General features: G+C 32.6%; 17 protein-coding genes. 15 read left to right on the top strand and 2 right to left on the bottom strand.

Annotated elements, in window-relative coordinates:
• Nucleotides 1-69 precede the first annotated feature (69 nt).
• Entirely contained in the window at nt 70-984 is a 915-nt protein-coding gene (locus LNP27_RS11865; protein WP_229944069.1) for a YeiH family protein, read from the top strand.
• Here the strand turns inward: LNP27_RS11865 and LNP27_RS11860 are convergent.
• Nucleotides 977-1,717 (bottom strand): YoaK family protein, encoded by a 741-nt coding sequence (locus tag LNP27_RS11860; RefSeq protein ID WP_229941813.1) that lies wholly within the window; start codon nt 1,715-1,717, stop codon nt 977-979. The genes LNP27_RS11865 and LNP27_RS11860 overlap by 8 nt on opposite strands.
• A 97-nt stretch (nt 1,718-1,814) precedes the next feature.
• On the opposite strand from LNP27_RS11860, the gene LNP27_RS11855 reads away from it, so the two are divergent.
• The gene (locus LNP27_RS11855; protein WP_229941812.1) at nt 1,815-2,813 is read left to right on the top strand and encodes a zinc dependent phospholipase C family protein; all 999 of its coding nucleotides are present in this window, start codon (nt 1,815-1,817) and stop codon (nt 2,811-2,813) included.
• Between the two features lie 60 nt (nt 2,814-2,873).
• On the opposite strand, the gene LNP27_RS11850 is transcribed toward LNP27_RS11855, so the two are convergent.
• Nucleotides 2,874-4,973, bottom strand: coding sequence for an LTA synthase family protein (locus LNP27_RS11850; protein WP_229941811.1), 2,100 nt, complete (start codon nt 4,971-4,973; stop codon nt 2,874-2,876).
• Between the two features lie 191 nt (nt 4,974-5,164).
• Between LNP27_RS11850 and LNP27_RS11845 the strand changes: the two genes are divergently transcribed.
• From LNP27_RS11845 to hisF, 13 genes are all read left to right on the top strand, one after another.
• A complete protein-coding gene (locus LNP27_RS11845; RefSeq protein ID WP_229941810.1) occupies nt 5,165-5,827 on the top strand; it encodes a response regulator transcription factor in 663 nt (220 codons plus the stop codon).
• 5 nt (nt 5,828-5,832) lie between these two features.
• Nucleotides 5,833-7,218, top strand: a complete 1,386-nt coding sequence (locus LNP27_RS11840) for a sensor histidine kinase (protein ID WP_229941809.1) — start codon at nt 5,833-5,835, stop codon at nt 7,216-7,218.
• 65 nt (nt 7,219-7,283) lie between these two features.
• Nucleotides 7,284-11,618, top strand: a complete 4,335-nt coding sequence (locus LNP27_RS11835; RefSeq protein WP_229941808.1) for a CusA/CzcA family heavy metal efflux RND transporter — start codon at nt 7,284-7,286, stop codon at nt 11,616-11,618.
• A gap of 10 nt (nt 11,619-11,628) precedes the next feature.
• Nucleotides 11,629-12,741 (top strand): efflux RND transporter periplasmic adaptor subunit, encoded by a 1,113-nt coding sequence (locus LNP27_RS11830; RefSeq protein ID WP_229941807.1) that lies wholly within the window; start codon nt 11,629-11,631, stop codon nt 12,739-12,741.
• A 15-nt stretch (nt 12,742-12,756) separates the two neighbouring features.
• Entirely contained in the window at nt 12,757-13,875 is a 1,119-nt protein-coding gene (locus LNP27_RS11825; RefSeq protein ID WP_229941806.1) for a VIT1/CCC1 transporter family protein, read from the top strand.
• Nucleotides 13,876-13,948: 73 nt separating this feature from the next.
• Nucleotides 13,949-14,449 carry a DUF2231 domain-containing protein gene (locus LNP27_RS11820; protein ID WP_229941805.1) on the top strand — a complete coding sequence of 167 codons (501 nt, stop codon included), beginning with the start codon at nt 13,949-13,951 and terminating at the stop codon, nt 14,447-14,449.
• Between the two features lie 286 nt (nt 14,450-14,735).
• On the top strand, nt 14,736-15,593 hold the full coding sequence (hisG, locus tag LNP27_RS11815) for an ATP phosphoribosyltransferase (RefSeq protein WP_229941804.1): 858 nt from the start codon (nt 14,736-14,738) through the stop codon (nt 15,591-15,593).
• Nucleotides 15,594-15,714: 121 nt separating this feature from the next.
• Nucleotides 15,715-17,007, top strand: coding sequence for a histidinol dehydrogenase (gene hisD, locus LNP27_RS11810; RefSeq protein WP_229941803.1), 1,293 nt, complete (start codon nt 15,715-15,717; stop codon nt 17,005-17,007).
• Complete coding sequence (hisC, locus tag LNP27_RS11805) at nt 16,997-18,046, top strand: histidinol-phosphate transaminase (RefSeq protein WP_229941802.1); 1,050 nt, start codon at nt 16,997-16,999, stop codon at nt 18,044-18,046. The genes hisD and hisC overlap by 11 nt, the downstream gene beginning before the upstream one ends.
• A 23-nt stretch (nt 18,047-18,069) precedes the next feature.
• Entirely contained in the window at nt 18,070-19,206 is a 1,137-nt protein-coding gene (gene hisB / locus LNP27_RS11800; protein WP_229941801.1) for a bifunctional histidinol-phosphatase/imidazoleglycerol-phosphate dehydratase HisB, read from the top strand.
• 99 nt (nt 19,207-19,305) lie between these two features.
• Nucleotides 19,306-19,887, top strand: a complete 582-nt coding sequence (gene hisH, locus LNP27_RS11795; RefSeq protein WP_229941800.1) for an imidazole glycerol phosphate synthase subunit HisH — start codon at nt 19,306-19,308, stop codon at nt 19,885-19,887.
• Nucleotides 19,888-19,944: 57 nt separating this feature from the next.
• The gene (gene hisA, locus LNP27_RS11790; protein WP_229941799.1) at nt 19,945-20,688 is read left to right on the top strand and encodes a 1-(5-phosphoribosyl)-5-[(5-phosphoribosylamino)methylideneamino]imidazole-4-carboxamide isomerase; all 744 of its coding nucleotides are present in this window, start codon (nt 19,945-19,947) and stop codon (nt 20,686-20,688) included.
• A gap of 72 nt (nt 20,689-20,760) precedes the next feature.
• Nucleotides 20,761-21,522: an imidazole glycerol phosphate synthase subunit HisF gene (gene hisF / locus LNP27_RS11785; RefSeq protein WP_229941798.1), complete on the top strand. Its 762-nt coding sequence runs from the start codon at nt 20,761-20,763 to the stop codon at nt 21,520-21,522.
• The last annotated feature ends 64 nt before the right edge of the window (nt 21,523-21,586 follow it).

The following is a 21,586-nucleotide window of genomic DNA, read 5'->3' as shown; positions in this document are numbered from 1 at the left end:
TCTATTGTGGAAAATTATAATGCAATCCCTAAAAAAGATACTGCCGCTTTTCTAAAAGTAAGCCCAACGGTGCAAAAAATATTTTTTTTCTTGTTAACGATCCTATGTCTTACCGGTTTCATATCGCCACCAGTTGCTTTATTGCTTGGTTTAGTTGTAGCCAATCTTTCTGGACATCCTTTTTTGCAATTCAATCATAAAGCAACCAATATTCTTTTGCAATTTTCAGTTGTTGGACTTGGCTTTGGAATGAACGTAAATAGTGCTTTATCAGCTGGCAAAGAAGGATTTATTTTTACAGTTGCTTCTATCTTTAGCACTTTGATCTTAGGTTTCTTTATTGGAAAATGGTTAAAAATTGAAAAGAAAACGTCGCATTTAATTTCATGCGGCACTGCTATTTGCGGGGGAAGCGCTATTGCAGCCATAGCCCCTGTGATAAACTCAGATGAAAAACAAACTTCAGTAGCACTTGGAGTAATTTTTATCTTGAATTCTATTGCTTTATTTTTATTTCCGGTAATTGGACATTGGTTAGACCTTAGCCAACAAGAGTTTGGTTTGTGGTGTGCAATTGCGATTCATGACACGAGTTCAGTAGTTGGTGCGGCTAATAAATATGGACCTGAAGCATTACAAATTGCAACTACTGTAAAATTAGCTAGAGCTTTATGGATTATTCCTGTTGCTTTATTAACTTCGGTTTTATTTAATAATAAATCTAGTAAAGTAAAAATCCCGTATTTTATTGGACTATTTATTATAGCAATGCTATTGAATACGTATGTTCCTCAAACAGATTTAGTAGCTCCTTATTTAGTGAATATCGCTAAAATTGGTTTGACTATTACCTTATTTTTAATTGGAGCAGGATTAAACTTTAATGTTCTAATATCCGTTGGCGTAAAACCATTATTTCAAGGTATTTTATTATGGATTTTTGTTGCATCAGCTGCTTTACTTTCAATAATATATTTCAATTAGGTTTCTGATGTAATGTTTTACGTTTTATGACATGAAACTGCATTCTGATATAATCATACAAAAGCGCTATCAAAAGAAAAGCTACAGCTATAAAAAGCGTTTTCAATTTCAATATATTATAAATAAAACCGCCAGATACGCATCCAATGAAAAAGCAGATAATAATTGACAACCTGAGATAAATACTTGTTTTTAATTTTTTGGTTTCTTCTGGCTTTTTATAGAAAAATAATTGAGATAATTCTATTCCAAGATCTGTAAATAATCCTGTTAAGTGAGTTGTTCTTACAGTTGATTGAGAAATTTTGGTAACCATAGCATTTTGCATTCCCATAGCAAAAAGCATTGAAAAGGCAATCCATTTTCCTTCATTACTTGATAATTCAGTTTGAAATCCTAAAAAGCCAATACCTAATAAAATGATCATTTCGAGAGAAATTGGAATCACATGAGACAAATGAGTGTATTTCTTAGCAATTAATTCCGCAAGAAAATTTGAAGTAAAAGCACCAAATAGAAAGAAAAGTGTTAGTACAAAAAAAGTGAATGCCGCTGCGTAATCCTGCTTCATTACCTCCTCAGCAAAATAAGCAAAATGGCCAGTTACATTTGTAGTTAAGGTATGAATTGATAAAACTCCAGTGATGTTTACAATTCCTGCAACAAAAGATAATAAGATAGCTAAACGAAGATTGTGAATAAAAGTTCTGTTTTTTCCTTGATGTCGAAACATATATGTAGTTTTCTTTTTTATTAACAGAATCTTAAATGCTAATTTTATATAATAACCATTTAAAGAAATACATTTGCACTTCTAAAAACTAAATTTAATGAAAAATTTTAAAATTAAGCCTACGCTTATCGCTTTATCTGCTCTTGTTGTTGCTTTTTTAGCTATTTCTTGGGGAGTTATCGGACACGAAAGAATTAATAGAGCAGCAGTTTTAGCACTTCCTGCACCATTACAGACTTTTTTCTATAATCACATCGATTATATTACTCAAGAATCTACTGTACCAGATTTGAGAAGAAATGTTTTAAATGACAAAATGGAACCTTCTCGTCATTATTTTGATATGGAAAATTTTGGTGATGTAGCTACTTTCCCAAAAACTATAGAAGAAGCGAGAAAAAAATATGATGATAAGTTTTTAGATAAAAATGGTGTTTTGCCTTGGCACATACAAGATATGATGACCAAATTAACCAAGGCTTTCAAAGATAAAAGAAAGAATGAAATATTATTTATTGCAGCTGATTTAGGCCATTATATTGCAGATGCGCACATGCCTTTGCATACCTCTGACAATCATGACGGACAAAATACGAATCAAAAAGGGATTCATTCTTTATGGGAAAGCCGTTTACCAGAATTATTTGTAAAGGATTACAAATTAAATGTTCCTCAAGGAAAATACCTAGAAAACGTAGATGCTGCAATCTGGGAATTAATGGCGGATACTCACAGTTTGGTAGAGCCATTATTAGCTGCAGATAAAAAATTAAGAACAGCTACTGCCGAAAATAAAATGTATGTTACCGATGCAAACGGAGTTGTTCTTAAAAATAAATACGGTGGTGTATTATATTCTGATGAGTATGCTGCAAAATTTCACATGGAATTGAATGGAATGGTAGAAAACCAAATGAAAAAAGCGATTACAGTAACAGCTAGTTTTTGGTACACGGCATGGGTAAATGCTGGAAAACCAGATTTAAGCAAACTGGATACTAAAGAACTTACCAAACGCAATCATAAATTCTTGAAAAAGGATTTAAAAACTTTTGAACATGGAAAACTTTTTGGTTTAATATATGATAAAGAATAAACATAAGTTTACTTTAAAAAAAAAAACGGCTGAGAATCATATTTCAGCCGTTTTTTTATGCTACTTAATTTTTTGATACTTCTTGTTTTTTAAGATATCCGAGGCAGTTTGATAATAGGAAATAGTTTCATTTACTAAATCTGTTCTTTCTTTTGTCATTGGTATTTGATCATAAAAAATCTGGAAATCTGGAGCTACTTTTTGGTTTGGTTTCAAAGTCAATTGAAACTGTTTTACTGTTTGTTTTGGCGAAATAATCGTTAAAATATTATCTTTTATCAATCCTAAGTCTTGATAAGTTGCGATCAACGCTCTTGGTTTATAATCAGATTTTAAAACATCTTGACCGTAAAACTTACTTTGATAATTGAAGTTTAATAATCCTAAAACTGTCGGCATTACATCAATCTGTGACATCAAATTAGTATAGTATTGAGGTTCCACAAAACCAGGACTGTATATCATAGCTGGAATTCTGTATTTATCGGCAGGAAGTTCTGTTTTACCAGCACTAGATGCACAGTGATCGGCAACAATAACAAATACGGTATTTTTGAACCATGGTTGTTTCTTAGCCATTTCGAAGAATTTTTTCATCGCATAATCGGTATATTTTACACCGCCATCACGCGATTTAGCATCACCAGGAATATCAATTTTTCCATTAGGATAAGTAAACGGTCTGTGATTACTCACTGTCATAATATGATTAAAAAACGGCTTTCCAGTTTGCGCTTCTTTGTCCATAATTTTAATGGCTTTATTGTACATGTCTTCGTCGCAAACCCCCCAAATATTTGCAAAAGTAATTTCAGTTGGTGCAAAGGTTTTTTTATCTACAATATCGTATCCATTTCCTCCAAAAAAGTCTTCCATGTTGTCAAAAAAGGCATCACCACCATACATATATTTCACATCATACCCTTTTTCTTTAAAAATAGCTCCAGTTGAGAATTTATCTTTGTTGTCTTTTCTTTTTACCACACTTTCACCAGCAGTAGGAGGAAAACATAAAGTAACGGCTTCAAGACCACGAACGGTTCTGTTTCCTACCGCATATAGGTTAGAAAACACCAAACTTTTTGTTGCTAAACTATCTAAGAAAGGAGTTATATTTTGTTCATTGCCATACATTTTCATAAACTCAGCGCTGTAACTTTCTATAGTTATCAAAACTACATTTTTATGATTTTCTGCGGTTTCTCCTTGTATTTGTCTTAAAGTCGATTCACCTGAAATTGCTGGAAGTTGTAATTTTAATTCCGCATAAGCTTCGCTGTTTGGAACTGTTTTATAGAATTTAAAATAATCTAATTCGCTGTTCATGAACGCCAAATAGAATTTGTAAATACCATTCGCTTGCAATTCATTTGCAAAAATATTTTGAGCATTTTCTTTATTGGCTAAAGCAGGAATTGCAAATAACGACAAGGCAAAAAGCACCATGTAAACTCCTGAAATTTTTACTTTTTCAATAAAATGCGGAATGTTCTCGATATAAACTTTTGATTTTTTAACTATCAAATAAGTAACCAAGCCAGCAATGATAAATAGAGCCGAAAATATAGGAATTACGGGATAGGACTCCATAATATTTCCAATAACTTCATTAGTATAAATCAAATAATTTACAGCTATAAAATTGTATTTAACACCGAATTCGTTCCAGAAAAAGTACTCGCTAATAGCATTTTGCAGAATTAAAACTACGTGTAAGAAAATTACAAAAGAGAATAACCAAAAACGGATTTGATTGCGGTATTTTGGTAAAAAAAGAAGTAATCCAAATAACATTGTTTTAATCCCTATAAACACTAAACCAATTTCCGGTAAAGCACCACCGTATTCATTAAGTATTGATTTTCCTGAAAGTATATATAAAAATAATGCAACAAAGAGTCCAAAAATTATATAACCATAAGGCTTATAATATTTAGTATTAGATATAAAAATAAGATAAAGCCACAAAAAGCCACTAATTAATACAAAAATGAAAAAATCGGATAAAAATCCAAATAAGAATACCGATAACGTATCGCCAAAAGTGAAGGTCGTTTGAGTTATAGGATGAAAAAAAAGAAGGACTCTTGATATAAAGCTTACAGCTACGTAAAATAATAGTAAATAATAAAATGGAGAAACTTTTTTAGATAAATTCATACAATTATATTTTGTGTAAAAGTATAATTAATTTTCAAACATATATTTTAAGAATTGCTTAATTAATAATGAAAATTAATATTAACTTAAGAAAGAAACTAACAGGGATTTACTCAAAATAAAAAGATTATTTTTGAATATCCAAAAAATCAATTCGAGTTTTAAACATTAAATTTACAAAAGCCTACACTATGCATATATTAATAGTAGAAGACGAAGCTGGCATTGTACAATTCCTGAAACAAGGTCTAGAAGAGGAAGGTTACCAAATTACAAGTGTTTCTGATGGTTTGAAAGGATTTGAAATTATTCAAAAAGAAGATTTTGATTTGATTTTGTTAGATTGGATGCTTCCCAAAATGACAGGTTTAGAACTTTGTAAGGCTATTCGACTAAACAATAACCATACACCCATTATATTTTTGACTGCTAAAGATACTGTTCAAGAAACAATTGAAGGGCTTAAAGCAGGGGCAAATGATTATATCAAGAAACCTTTTAGTTTTGATGAATTAGTAGAACGTATCAAAATTCACTTTAGAAATCAAAAACAAGATGAAATCTTGACTCTTGGTACTATTGAAATTAATATTGTAAAATACCAAGTTTTAGTCAATCAGTCGGAAGTTTCATTAACACAGCGGGAATTTGAGCTTTTGACATATCTGGTGAAAAATAAAGGAAAAGTATGTACCAGAACTCAAATTATTGAAGACGTTTGGGATATTCATTTTGAATACGATACTGGTGTTATCGATGTTTTTATGAACGCAATTCGCAAAAAATTAAATTTAAAAATAGAAGAAGACTACATCAAAACCGTTCGCGGTGTAGGATATATTGCTAATGACTAAATAAAATGCAACAACTTTCCTTTAAAAATCGAATAGCCTCTCATTACATTATCACTACAGCTTTGTTGATTTTTGTAGTCTTTTTTGTTATTTATTCTATCGTAAAACTCAGTGTTTACAATCATCTTAATACTGATATTTCGAAGGAAGTCGAAAACCATTTGAATGAAATTGAAATAAAAAACAATACTTTTCGCCTAATTCACATGGATGAATGGGAAGAGCGTGAACACAATACGGTTGATGTAAATCCAGTTTTTATTCAGTTTTTAGATAAAAACGGAACAATTATCGAAAAATCTCCCAACTTAAAAAATGAGGTTTTATTTTTTGACAAGAAAAAGAATGATAGCGAATTATATGACACTAAAATTTTAGGTAATAAAATACGCCAAATTCAAGTGCCTATTTATGATGGATCCACAATTGTTGGATATATTGTGATTGCCATGTCCTTAGAAGGGGCATCGATGGTGCTGCAAAATTTATCTAAAATATTAAGTATTGCCTATCCTTTAATTTTGATTATCCTTTTTTTTATTGCTCGATTTATTGCTGGAAGAAGTATAAAACCTATTAATTCTATTATTAATACGTCTAATATAATCACAAAAGACAATTTAAGGTCTAGAATTCCACTTCCTCAAAATAAAGACGAATTATTTGTTTTATCCCAGACCATAAATAGCTTATTAGACCGAATTGAAACTGCGATTGAAAGAGAAAAACAGTTTACTTCAGATGCATCGCATGAATTAAGAACACCATTGACGGTTATTAAGGGAACTTTAGAAGTTTTAATACGTAAACCTAGAATAGCAGCTGAATATGAGGAAAAAATTAATTTTTGTGTCAATGAAGTGGATCGCTTGAATAATTTAGTGGATCAGCTCCTGCTTTTAGCTCGATTTGAAAACCAAAAACAAACTTTAAAACTCGAAAAAGTATATCTGAATTCACTTTTTCTTGATAGCTTTGCCCGATATTCATCTAAAATTCAGTCAAAAAATATAACTATTAGTAGTGATTTTGAGAGAGATTTTTATACAGAAACAGATGGTTATTTATTTTCGATAGTCATTAATAATTTGATTTCAAATGCATTGAAATATTCTAATTCAAATGGAAATCTTACTGTTAGAATATTCAATAATGATGCTAAAGTGGAATGTCATATAATTGATTCTGGCATTGGAATACCAAAAGAAAATTTAGAAAGAATTTTCAATCCTTTTTATCGATCAAATGCAACGGATCACCCAGAAATTAAGGGAACAGGTTTAGGATTATCGATTGTAAAAAGGCTTTGTTCTTTACTTTCTATTGAAATAAGAATTACTAGTCAGGAAGGTCTTGGAACAAAAGTAATTTTAAGTTTATTTGAAGCGTAACTTAAGTTGTTCTTAAGGAAAAACCTATCTTTAAGCAGTACTTTTGAAGAGTAAATAAAATAAAAATGCTCGAAAAAATAATTGCTTTCAGTTTAAAAAACAAACTCATTGTTTTGCTTTTCACCCTTGGAGTTGTTGGGTACGGTATGTTATCGGTATTTCAAATTTCAATAGGAGCCGTTCCAGATGTTACTAATAATCAGGTTCAGGTAATTACAACTTCTGGAAATCTATCTACTCAGGATATCGAACAATACATTACGTATCCTGTTGAGATTGAAATGGCTAATTTACCTGGTGTAACCGAAATTAGATCTATTTCAAAATTTGGTTTATCCGTTGTGACTATCGTTTTTGAAGATGGTTTAGGAACCTATTTGCCAAGGCAACTCATCGCTGAAAAAATTAAAGCTGCTTCTGAGAAAATTCCGCAAGGTTTTGGAACTCCCGAAATGGGACCTATTACTACAGGTCTTGGTGAAATTTATCAATATACTTTGGAGGTAAAACCAGAATTCAAAGCCAATTATACCGTTACTGATTTACGAACTATTCAGGATTGGGTAGTAAAACGACAGTTATCTGGAATAAAAGGAGTGGTCGAAATTAATACTTGGGGTGGTTATCTAAAACAATATGAAATTGCGATTAATCCATCGCGTTTAAAAGCAATGAATATTACAACCGCTGATGTATTCATCGCGCTTGAAAAAAACAATAGTATCGCTGGTGGTGCTTATATCGAAAAAGTAAATCAAAGTTATTTTATACGAGGAGAAGGCAAAGTAAAATCTGCAGAAGATATTGGCAACATTGTAGTAAAAAACGCCAATGGTTTACCTATTTATATCAAAAATGTAGCGGATGTTCGTTTCGGTCATGCAAATCGTTTTGGAGCTATAACTGCAAATGGTGAAGGTGAAAAAGTGATGGGGCAAGTAATGATGCTTAAAGGAGGGAACTCTAAACAAGTAATTGATGATGTGAAACATAGAGTAGCAGAAATTCAAAAATCGTTGCCTGATGGCGTTTACATTAATGGATTTTTAGAAAGAAGTGAGTTAGTTGGTAAAACGACTTTTACGGTGGCAGAAAACTTAATATTAGGCTGTTTAATCGTAATTTTTGTGGTGATTTTATTGCTAGGCAACTGGCGTTCTGGATTAGTAGTAGCATCGGTAATTCCGTTGTGTCTATTATTTGCTATTTCGTTTATGAATATTTTTGGAATAGATGCTAACTTAATGAGTCTTGGTGCCATCGATTTTGGAATTATAATAGACGGTGCGGTAATTATAGTGGAGTTTATTGCTTTTCAGATAGCGAGCAAATCAGCTCATTTAGTAGGTCTTGAAAAAGAAGAACGTCAGTTGCAAATCGATCAAATTACGTATAAGAGTGCTTCAAAAATGATGAACTCGGCTATTTTTGGTCAGTTAATTATATTGATTGTTTTTATTCCAATTCTATCGCTCTCAGGAATCGAAGGAAAAATGTTCAAACCTATGGCGATGACCTTTAGTTTTGCTTTAGTAGGGGCTATGATATTCTGTTTTACCTATGTTCCGGTAGTTTCTTCTTTATTTTTAAAACCAAAACCAGAGAATCCAGATTCTATTTCTAGTAAATTAATCCGTAAACTAAATTCATGGTATTTGCCTCTAATCACTTGGGCAATTGGGAACACTAAAAAAGTATTGTACGGGGCGTTAGGATTACTATTGCTTGCAGTGGGATTATTCGCAACGATGGGCGGGGAGTTCATCCCAACATTAGATGAGGGAGATTTTGTTATACAGCCTGTTTTAAAAACAGGAACTTCTTTGACCAAAACAATTGCTATTACCACTAAAATTGAGAAAATAATTCTTAAAAACTTCCCTGAGGTAACACAAGTAGTCAGCAGAATAGGTGCTGCCGAGGTACCTACTGATCCAATGTCAATGGAGGAAAGTGATGTTATTGTCAAATTGAAACCCAAATCACAATGGACTTCCGCTTCTACCAAAGATGAATTAGCTGATAAAATTAAAGCAGCACTTGAAAATGAAATTCCAAATATGGAAATTGAGTTTACACAGCCTATCGAAATGCGCTTCAACGAATTAATTTCTGGAACACGTTCTGATGTGGCGGTGAAGGTTTTTGGAGAAGATTTAGAGATTCTGGCAAGAAAAGCACATGAAATCAAAAAAGCAATTGCAAAAGTTGAAGGTGCTTCAGACATTATTATCGAAAAAACAGACGGTTTACCACAAATGTCTGTAGTTTATGATCGTTCTAAAATTGCTCGCTACGGACTTAATATTTCTGATTTGAACGAAATGATTGCGCTTGGTTTTGCTGGAAAAACAGTTGGAAATGTATTTGAAGGCGAAAAACGTTTTGATATGGTAATTCGCTTAGGTCAAGAAAATCGTCATGATATCGAGGATTTACGTAATTTGTATGTTGCCACTGCTAACAGTGAACAAATTCCGTTACAGGAATTGGCTTCGATAGAATATACTGAAGGTCCTGCGAAGATTTCAAGAGAAAATACCAATAGACTAATTGCGGTTGGAATCAATGTTAGAAACCGCGATTTACAAAGTGTTGTTTTGGACATTCAGAAAATTGTTGACAGTGAAATTAAATTACCTGCCGGCTATTATGTGAAATACGGCGGCCAATTTGAGAACTTACAAAGCGCCAAAGCGCGCTTGATGATTGCAGTTCCAATAGCTTTATTTTTAATATTCATTCTTTTGTACTTTGCTTTTGGTTCTGTAAAAGAAGCACTAATGGTGTATTCAGCAATTCCACTTTCAGCAGTTGGTGGTATTTTATTTTTATGGATTCGTGATTTACCATTCAGTATTTCGGCAGGAGTTGGATTTATAGCACTTTTTGGAATTGCAGTATTAAATGGGATTGTATTAATAGAACATTTTAAAGAGCTCAAACATCAAGGAATGAAAGATATAGATGCATTAATTTTAAAAGGAACTACAGACCGATTACGACCAGTTTTATTAACCGCTGCTGCTGCTGCTTTAGGTTTTTTACCCATGGCGATTTCATCATCGGCTGGGGCAGAGGTACAACGTCCTTTAGCAACAGTAGTAATTGGTGGGTTGATCACAGCAACTATTTTAACGATGATTGTTCTTCCTATTTTGTATAAAGTTTTTGATAGCCGAGAATTTAAAAAAGCCAAGTTCAAAAAGCATCAAAGTGCTACCTATATTATTATGTTTTTGTTGAGTTCTTCTTTAGCTTTTTCTCAAAATTCAAATTCAGAATTAGACGGTTTATTGTCGCAAACGATACAAAATAACAAAGGAATTAAAGCAGCTCAATTGCAAGTAGATAAAGCAAAAGCTAATATAAAATCGGCTTACACCTATGATAAAACCAATGTTTATTACAGTTATGATCAAAATAACGTTGCTATGAATAATCTGCCTTTAAAGGTGTTTGGAGTGCAGCAACGCTTTTCTTTTCCAACCGTCTACGGAGCTCAAAAAAAGGTCTATTCTTCTGAATACGAAAGAGAGAAAGCCAATTTTGATATTCAAAAAAATAAACTTTTAATGGCAGTTTCCAAATCCTATCAGCATATTGTATATCTGCAAAATCAAGAAAAACTGTATCAGTATTTAGATAGTTTGTATCAAAATTTTTCGAAAGCCAGCGACCGACGTTTTGAATTGGGAGAAACTAATTATCTTGAAAAAATTACGGCTCAAGCTAAATTCAGACAAATTGCAACCAAACTTTCTCAAATCGATAAAGATAAAAAAGCACAGTATGAATTGTTACAATCTTTAATTCAAAGTGACGAAATAACTGTGATAAAAAATAATGAAATAAAACCTTTAAATACTTTAAATGATGTATCAAATAAATCATTTTATACCGCTTATTTAGAGAGTATTACAAAACTACATAAAACTCAAATTAATTTGCAAAAACAAGCGTGGTTACCTGATATTAATTTAGATTATTTTCAAGGACGAAATAAAGGATTATCACAATCATTGTATGGTTTTCAAGTTGGATTAGCCGTACCCATATTTTTTTCTGGAACTATTTCTAAATCAAAAGTAGCCCAACTCGAATTACAAAGTTGGGAACAGCAAAAACAAAATGAGGAATCGAAAATAGAACAGTACATCAATCAAAAAACGAATGAACTAGCCAAATATCAGGAAGCTATAAACTACTATAATTTGTATGGAAAGAAATTATCAGATGAGATTATAAAAGTTGGAAATAGTAGTTTTAAACATGGCGAAATAGACTTTTTTCAATACATACAAAGTTTAGAAAACGCAACTACAATTCAAGTCGATTATTTAGACACCATTTTACAATTTAACCAAACCCAATTGGATTTACAATACTTAAATTTTTAATACCATTATAATGAAAAAACTACTCTATATAGCCGCCTTATCCATTGTTTTTGTCTCTTGTAAAGAATCAAAAACAGAAGAAGTACCATTACAAGACGACTTAACTACTGTAAGTGCAGTACAATTTCAATCTGCAGGAATGGAAATTGGCAGCCCAACCGAACAAGATTTTGATGTAACGGTCAAAGCGTCGGGTAAAGTTGATGTGCCGCCGCAAAATCGTGCAAAAGTGACCACATTTATGGGTGGATATGTAAAATCGACCACACTTTTAGTAGGTGATAAAGTAAAAAAAGGACAGGCATTATTAGTCCTACAAAACACCGAATTTTTGGATATACAAAAAGAATATAGGGCAGTGGCGGAGCAAATTACTTTCTTGAAGTCAGAATACAACCGACAAAAAACACTATTTGATGAAAAAATTACTTCGCAAAAAAACTATTTAAAGGCCGAAAGTGAGTATAAAACAGCTAGAGCGATATACCAAAGTTTGCGTGCCAAATTAGTGCTTTTAAATATCAATCCCGCCAATGTGGAGCAGGGAAACTTAACTTCAACAATTACTATTTTTTCTCCTATAGCTGGTGATATTGTGGTGATGAATGCTAATGTAGGCATGTACGCAGCACCATCAGATGTAATTCTGGAAATTGTAGACACGGACCACCTGCATTTAGAACTGGCTGTTTTTGAAAAAGATATTTTGAACGTAAAAATTGGACAAAAAATCACCTTTACAGTTCCAGCAGCCTCCGCAGCTATTTTTAATGCCAAAGTGCATTTGGTTGGAAAATCAATCGAAGGAAACGATAGAACCATAAATATTCATGCACATTTAGACGATGCTATTAAGCAAAAGCTATTAATAGGAATGTTTGTTGAAGCTCAAATTATTGTAGATTCTAAAAAAGGATTAGCAATTCCTACGGAAGCATTAATAACCGAGAATAACAAAAATTTCGTACTTTTATTAGAGAATCAAAAAAACGGCTTCTCATTCAAAAAGGTAAGTGTTACCGTAGGAGAGAAATCGGAAAAATTTGTAGAAATAATACCAAATTCAGTAATTAATTCTGAATCAAAAATTTTGACAAAAGGTGTTTTTGATTTGGTTAACTAATTTATAGCAAACAACATGGATTTAGATAAACTAAAAGGTCAATTGCAAACAGAAGTCGATACTGCATTTTTATATGACAGTATCGCTTCTATACAATCTGACGATAATCTGACAAGAGTTTTACGAAGTTTATCTCAAATCGAGAAAGGTCATGCCAAGAACATGCTCGATAAAGTTTTGACAATTGATTCCAAATACCAAATGCCAATGCCGTCTTCAAGAGCAAAACTACAATTGAAACTAGGCAAAATTTTTGGCTACAGTTCGATAATTAGTAGTCTTTCAAGTGTTGAAAAGCAATTTGCAGTAAATGCAGTCAAAAATAAAATTAAAAATGGTGAAAAACCAACGGGTTTTGAACACAATCACCTCAAAATCATTGAAGCCGTAAATAATAATGCCGCTTTAAATGTTTCAGGAGGTTTTTTATCAAAATTTGAAAGCAGGCATAAATCTGTTGGAGGAAATGCCTTGCGTGCTGCAGTTTTAGGTTCTAATGATGGCTTAGTTTCTAACATGAGTTTGGTAATGGGAGTTGCTGGAGCTGCAGTTTCCAACAATACTATTTTATTAACCGGAATCGCAGGGCTTTTAGCAGGAGCAATTTCGATGGCTTTGGGCGAATGGCTTTCGGTACAAAGTTCTAGAGAATTAAACCAACGCCAAATTGACTTGGAAACCGAAGAGTTATTAGCTTCACCCCAAGAAGAGAAAAAGGAATTAGTTTTACTGTATCAAGCCAAAGGAATGAATGTTTTTGAAGCGCAAAAATTAGCTGACAAAGCTTTTGAAAGTCATGAAACAGCTATTGACGCTATTATAACCGAAGAATTAGGCATTGATAAAGAAGAGTTAGGCGGCTCAGCTTGGGAAGCAGCTATTGCTTCTTTTGTTCTTTTTTCTATTGGAGCTATTATTCCTTTATATCCATTTATGATCTTAGAAGGTAAAAATGCTATTTTTTTAAGCGTAGGAAGCAGTGTCGTTGGCCTGTTTGGAATTGGGGCTGCGATCACTTTATTGACGGGTAAAAGTGTTATGTTCTCTGGATTAAGACAAGTTGGTTTTGGTTTAGCAGCAGCTGCAATAACGTATGGAATTGGATCTTTAATAGGCGTTTCATTAGCTGGATAGTTTTTTGTAACATATTTTATTCCCCTTTTTATTTAAAAATAAAATTTAATCTAAACCTTAAAAATACAAAATTATGAATGATGCACATTTACACTTAGTAGTAAATCATTTCCCAATTATTGGGACGATTTTAGCGCTTGGCGTTTTAATAGCAGGTTTTTTTCTGAAAAATAGTTCAGTAAAAAATACTGCCTATGGTCTATTTATTGTTTCGGCAATCTTTGCGGCATTGAGCATGTCAACTGGAGAAGGAGCGGAGGAAATGGTTGAAGATATGCCTAATATTGGTAAGCGAATTATCCACGTGCATGAAGAAATAGCCGAAAAATTAGCTATTGTACTTTATTTATTGGGAGGGATATCAGTTTTAGGAATTATTTTAAATTTAAAAAATCATGCCAAAGCAAAATTTATTTCTATCGTAGCCTTAATTGTTGCTATTGGAGCGGTTTATTTAGCACAGCTAGTTGGTACTACAGGTGGAGAAATTCGTCATACTGAAATTAGGACAGATAGTAATAATACTAAAATTATTCCTGAGAGCTCAAGCACTATAAATGTTGATAAAGAATAGCAGGTCAAGTAGTTTTAACAATTTAAGAGCAATAAGTTAGAAATTTAATTGCATTTTAATAAATTAATCTCTTATATTTGCCAACGGTTATAAAAAATAAAAACAAAAATGTTTACAAATCAATTGCATCATCATCATTTTCATTATTGCTCTCAAGCGATGTGTTAATGGTATGTGTGTAAATCATCATATTCTAAGAACCCGTTTGAGTACATCAAACGGGTTTTTTATTGCCTAATATTTGTACTCAATCAAAAATAATTAACAAAATTAAAAAATTAAAAAAATGAGTACTTTAAAAATTGCAATTCAAAAATCAGGACGTTTAAACGAAGATAGTATCCAAATTCTTAAAGATGCGGGTATTTCAATTGATAATGGAATCGATCAGTTAAAAGCAGAAGCGTCTAATTTCCCTTTAGAGGTTTTATATTTAAGAAATTCGGATATTCCTCAATATTTGATGGATGGAGTGGTAGATATTGCTATTGTTGGTGATAATTTATTGGTGGAAAAAGGGGGAGATATTGAAGTTATTCAGAAGTTAGGATTTTCAAAATGTAAAGTGTCAGTTGCCGTACCAAAAGCATTTGAATATAGGTCAGTTGAAGATTTAAACGGTATGCGAATTGCTACTTCATATCCTAAAACAGTACTTGATTTTTTTAATTCTAAAGGAGTTTCTGTTGATATTCACCAAATTTCTGGTTCGGTTGAAATAGCACCAAATATTGGTTTAGCTGATGCTATCGTTGATATTGTATCTAGCGGTAGTACTTTATTTAAAAATAATCTAAAAGAAGTAGAAGTTATTTATAAAAGCGAAGCTGTATTAGCTGTTTCTCCAAAAGTAAGTCCTGAATCTCAAAAAATCATCAATACTTTAAAATTCAGAATAGAATCTGTTTTAAGAGCTAGAAAATCAAAATATATTCTGATGAATGTTCCCAATGACAAAATTGAAGCTGTTGGTAGAATCCTTCCAGTTTTAAGAAGTTTAACTGTTTTACCGCTGGCACAAGAAGGTTGGAGCAGCGTGCACTCAGTTATTGAAAAGGATACTTTTTGGGATGTTATCGATCAATTGAAAGAAGTAGGAGCCGAAGGCATTTTAGTTTGTCCAATTGAGAAAATGGTATTGTAAAGTGCGATTTGCGAACTTTGTGGTACGAGATAGGAAATGAACTTTAAACATAGAAAATAGAAATAATAACCTTTGCAAAATTTGCCAAAACATTGTGAACTTTGCGGTTAGACTTTAAAATATGAACAAAATATACAACCCAAAACCAGAAACTTGGTCTACTATTTTAGAACGACCAACGAAAACTGTAGATGATATTGAAGCGACCGTAAAAGAAATTTTTAAGGAAGTTCAGAAAAAAGGAGATAGTGCTGTTTCAAAATACACATCGCTTTTTGATGGCGTCAGTGTTTCAAATATTGAAGTCTCTAAAGCAGAGATTGAAGCTGCAATTGAAACTATTTCTCCTGAATTGAAAGAAGCCATTCAATTAGCAAAATCAAATATAAAAAAGTTTCACATCGCTCAAAAAACAGACAGAGTAGTAGTAGAAACAATAGAAGGTGTAAATTGCTGGCAAGAAAAACGACCTATACAAAAAATAGGTTTGTATATTCCTGGAGGAACTGCTCCGTTGTTTTCAACAGTTTTAATGTTAGCTATTCCTGCTAAAATCGCAGGTTGCAATGAAGTAGTTTTATGTTCGCCACCAGATAAAAACGGAAATATAAATCCCGCTATTTTGTACGCTGCTGATCTATGTGGTGTGACTAAAATTCTTAAAGTTGGAGGAATTCAAGCAATTGCAGGTCTAACTTTTGGGACGGAAACGATTCCTAAAGTCTATAAAATTTTCGGACCTGGAAATCAATATGTGACTGTCGCAAAACAGTTGGCAACACACTTTGGTGTAGCGATTGATATGCCCGCTGGGCCATCTGAATTATTGGTTGTTGCTGATGAAACCGCTGTTCCTGCTTTTGTAGCATCAGATTTATTATCACAAGCCGAGCATGGAACTGATAGCCAAGTGATATTAGTTTCTACTTCAAAAAAGCTAATTGATGCTGTTGAGAAGGAAATTATATTACAACTAGAGGTTTTGCCAAGAAAAGATATAGCTGTAAAAGCGATTGTCAATTCTAAATTAATTTTTGTTGAAAATGATAAAATTGCTTTAGATTTAATCAACGAATATGGACCAGAGCACTTCATTATCTGCTCAGAGTTTGATGATTATTACAGTAATGGTGTTCAAAATGCAGGTTCGGTATTTATTGGAAATTATACGCCGGAAAGTGCAGGAGATTATGCTTCTGGAACGAATCATACCTTGCCAACAAATGGTTATGCTAAGAATTATAGCGGTGTAAACTTAGACAGTTTTACTAAAGCGATGACTTTCCAAAAAATATCTAAACAAGGTATTCAAAATATTGGTAAAGCCATCGAAATCATGGCAGAAGCCGAAGGATTACAAGCACACAAAAACGCAGTTTCTTTACGATTAAAAGCAATTGAAAATGAAAAATAATTTTGATATAAATACAATAGTTAGAGAAAACGTAAAAGTATTAAAACCCTATTCTTCTGCTCGTGATGAATTTGAGGATTTTGATTCTGCTGATATGATTTTCTTGGACGCCAATGAAAACCCGTTTGAAAATGGTGTGAATCGGTATCCAGATCCCCAACAAATGAGCGTGAAAGCGATTTTGGCGAAACAGAAAAATGTAAAATTGAACCAAATTTTATTAGGTAATGGAAGCGATGAAGTGTTAGATTTATTGTTCAGAGCCTTTTGTGAACCCAAAACTGATAATGTAATTACTTTGCCGCCAACCTACGGCATGTATGGTGTTCTAGCCAATATTAATGCAGTTGAAAATAAAGAAGTCTTACTTTCAGATGATTTTCAACCCCAAATTGAGAAAATTATTGAAGCAGTAGATGAAAACACTAAAATTATCTTTTTGTGTTCACCCAATAATCCAACTGGAAACTCATTCTCAGATGAAAGCGTGGTTTATCTTTTGAAAAACTTTAGTGGTCTAGTAGTCATTGATGAAGCCTATATTGACTTTTCAAAAAAAGAAAGTTGGATCAATGAATTAGATGAATATCCAAATTTAGTTATTACTCAAACATTATCAAAAGCGTATGGTTTAGCAGGAATTAGATTGGGTATTTGTTATGCAACTGCAGAAGTCATTTCAGTTTTAAACAAAATTAAACCACCGTATAATGTGAACGAATTAAGTCAAAAAAGAGCTTTGGAGCGATTAGCGGATAGTAATAAAATAAATACTGAAATTGCTTCTATAATAAGACAAAGAGAAGAGTTACTTAAAGTCTTACTTAATGTGAATTTTGTCGAAAAAATTTATCCAACAGAAGCCAATTTTATTTTGGTAAAAGTAGATGATGCCAATAAAAGATATGCCGAATTAATTGCAAAAGGAATCGTGATTAGGAATAGAACTACACAACCATTGTGCGGTAATTGCTTGCGATTAACTGTTGGTACAGAACTAGAAAACAGAAAATTAATGGAGGTTTTAAAGCAACTTTAAACCTAATACTTTAAACTTTTTTAATGAAAAAAATACTTTTTATAGACCGTGACGGAACAATGGTTTTAGAACCGAATGATTATCAATTAGACAGTTTCGAAAAATTAGAATTTTATCCAAATGTATTTCAATATCTTGGGAAAATTGCAAAAGAATTGAATTTCGACTTAGTAATGGTCACCAATCAAGATGGTTTGGGAACTGATTCTCATCCAGAAATTAATTTTTGGCCCGTTCATAATTTAGTTATGAAATCATTTGAAAATGAAGGTGTTGTTTTCAAAGAAGTCTTGATTGACAAAACATTCCCGCATGAAAATGCACCAACACGCAAGCCTGCTACCGGTTTATTGACAAAATATATTGATAATTCTGACTATGATTTAGAGAATTCTTTCGTTATTGGAGACAGAATTACGGATGTGGAACTAGCTAAAAATTTGGGTTCAAAAGCGATTTTCATCAATACTGATGAAGGGTTAGGAAGTGCTGAAATTGCTTCCAAAAGAGAAGAATTAGATTCGTTTATCGCTTTACAAACAACTGATTGGCAAGCAATTTATGAGTTTTTAAAACTAGAAGAACGTACGGCTTCTATTGAAAGAAAAACGAACGAAACGGATATTTTTATCAAATTAAACCTTGATGGAACTGGAAAAAGCAAAATCGAAACTGGAATTGCCTTTTTTGATCATATGTTGGACCAAATTGCACGTCACGGACAAATGGATTTAGAGATTCTTGTGAAAGGCGATTTAGAAGTAGATGAACACCACACGATTGAAGATACTGCAATAGCCCTTGGAGAAGTTTTTGCAAAAGCTTTAGGAAACAAATTAGGGATTGAACGTTATGGTTTTTGTTTGCCAATGGACGATTGTTTAGCACAAGTTGCTATTGATTTTGGCGGTAGAAATTGGCTAGTTTGGGAAACCGAATTCAAACGTGAAATGGTGGGTAAAATGCCAACAGAAATGTTTTTACACTTTTTCAAATCATTCTCAGATGGTGCAAAAGCCAACATTAATATCAAAGCAGAAGGACAAAACGAACATCACAAAATAGAAGCTATATTTAAAGCTTTCGCCAAAGCGATAAAAGTAGCGGTAAAACGGGATACGGAAAAAATGATTTTGCCTAGTACGAAGGGCATGCTGTAGAAAGGCTTTTAGCCATTAGCTTTTGGCTTTTGGCAAAACGATAATTTTAAATTTAGGTATTGTGCTTACTAAAAGCTAACAGCCAAAAGCTTAACAAAAATGAAAATAGTAATCATAAATTACGGAGCAGGAAATATTCAAAGTATCCTATTTGCCATCGAAAGATTGGGATTCAAAGCTATTTTGAGTAACAATCCGAAAGAAATAAAAGCTGCGGATAAAGTAATTTTTCCTGGGGTTGGTGAAGCAAGTTCAGCAATGAAAATGCTTGTAGAAAGTGGTTTGGAGAGCTTGATTCCAACATTAGAACAACCTGTTTTAGGAATTTGTTTGGGAATGCAATTAATGTGCAAATCTTCTGAAGAGGGAAATACTGAAGGTTTAGGGATTTTTGATGTTGATGTTGTGAAATTTTCAAATAAAGTAAAAGTTCCGCAAATGGGTTGGAACCAAATTTACAATCTCAAATCGCCTTTGTTTGACGGAATTAGTGAAAATGAATACATGTACTTAGTTCATAGTTTTTATGCTCCACTTTGTATTGAAGCTATTGCTACTACTAATTATGAAGTAGAATATTCTTCAGCTTTGCAAAAAGATAATTTTTACGGAACGCAGTTTCACCCCGAGAAAAGCGGTGATATTGGAGAACAAATTTTGGGGAATTTTTTAAAAATGTAAAATAGCAATATCAATTGCAAAAAAAAAAAGCAATTATAATTTGAAATCTAAAATTCAATGAGAATAATACCAGCAATAGATATCATAGACGGAAAATGTGTTCGTTTGTCCAAAGGGGATTACAACACTAAGATTATATACAATGAAAATCCGCTTGAAGTAGCCAAAGAATTTGAAGCACACGGAATTGAATACTTACATTTGGTAGATTTAGACGGAGCAAAATCGAGTCAAATTGTAAACTACAAAATATTGGAACAGATTGCCTCAAAAACAAAACTAAAAATTGATTTTGGTGGTGGATTAAAATCGGATGCTGATTTAAAGATTGCCTTTGAAAGTGGCGCGAACCAAATTACGGGTGGCAGTATTGCTGTCAAAAACAGAGCCATTTTCGAAAAATGGATTGCTGAATATGGTGCTGATAAAATCATTTTGGGTGCGGATGCTACCAATGAAAAAGTGGCAGTTTCAGGCTGGTTAGAAGATTCTAACGAGGATTTGATTCCGTTTATACAAGATTATCAAAATAAAGGAATTCAATATGTAATTTGTACCGATATAGCTAAAGATGGCATGCTTGAAGGACCAAGTTTTGATTTATATGCCAAAATATTGGACCAATGTAATGTCAAATCGAGCGGAGTCGAGATTAAATTAATCGCTTCGGGAGGAATATCAACTTTTGATGAATTACCTAAATTAGCCGAATTAGGTTGTGAAGGAACAATCATCGGAAAAGCGATTTATGAAGGTAGAATTTTGATGAAACAATTGGAAGAATTCATAATTAGAAAATAAGATAATTAGAAAATTGGATGATTTTTTACATTATCTGATTGACTAATTTTCTAATTAATAAATTTAAAAAAGATGCTTACTAAAAGAATAATTCCTTGTTTAGATATTAAAAACGGACGAACGGTGAAAGGTGTAAATTTTGTAGATTTACGTGATGCAGGTGATCCCGTAGAATTAGCTAAAATCTATTCGGATGAAGGAGCTGACGAATTAGTTTTCTTGGATATTTCAGCTACCGAAGAAAGAAGGAAAACTTTGGTTGATTTGGTTCGAAAAGTAGCCTCGACAATCAATATTCCATTTACTGTTGGCGGTGGAATTTCTTCTGTTGAAGATGTTGAAATTTTGCTTCAAAATGGAGCGGATAAAGTTTCTATCAATTCATCAGCCGTTAAAAATCCAGAATTAATTAATGATTTGGCGCAAAAATTTGGGAGTCAATGTGTAGTAGTTGCTATTGATGCCAAACAAATTGATGAACAATGGATCGTGCATTTAGTAGGTGGAAAAGTAGCTACAGAATTGAATTTATTTGATTGGGCTCAAGAAGTTGAACAAAGAGGAGCGGGAGAAATTCTATTTACTTCAATGGATAATGACGGAACCAAAAATGGATTTGCTAATGAAGCTTTGGCAAAATTATCAGAATTAGTTAATATTCCAATAATCGCGTCTGGCGGTGCAGGAAATATCGAGCATTTTGTAGATGCTTTTCAAATAGGAAAAGCTGATGCAGCTTTGGCGGCAAGCGTATTTCATTTTAAAGAAATTGAAATTAAGACTTTAAAAAAGGAATTAAAAAATAACAATATAGAAGTACGAATATGTGAGTAATGAAAAGTGAGTAGTAGAATGTAAAAAAAAATTATGCTTTTTACTAATAACTATTCAGTTCTGA

The sequence above is a fragment of the Flavobacterium galactosidilyticum genome, assembly GCF_020911945.1.
In the GTDB taxonomy this organism is placed as follows: Bacteria; Bacteroidota; Bacteroidia; order Flavobacteriales; family Flavobacteriaceae; genus Flavobacterium; species Flavobacterium galactosidilyticum.
This window is presented reverse-complemented; position numbering and strand designations above follow the sequence as displayed.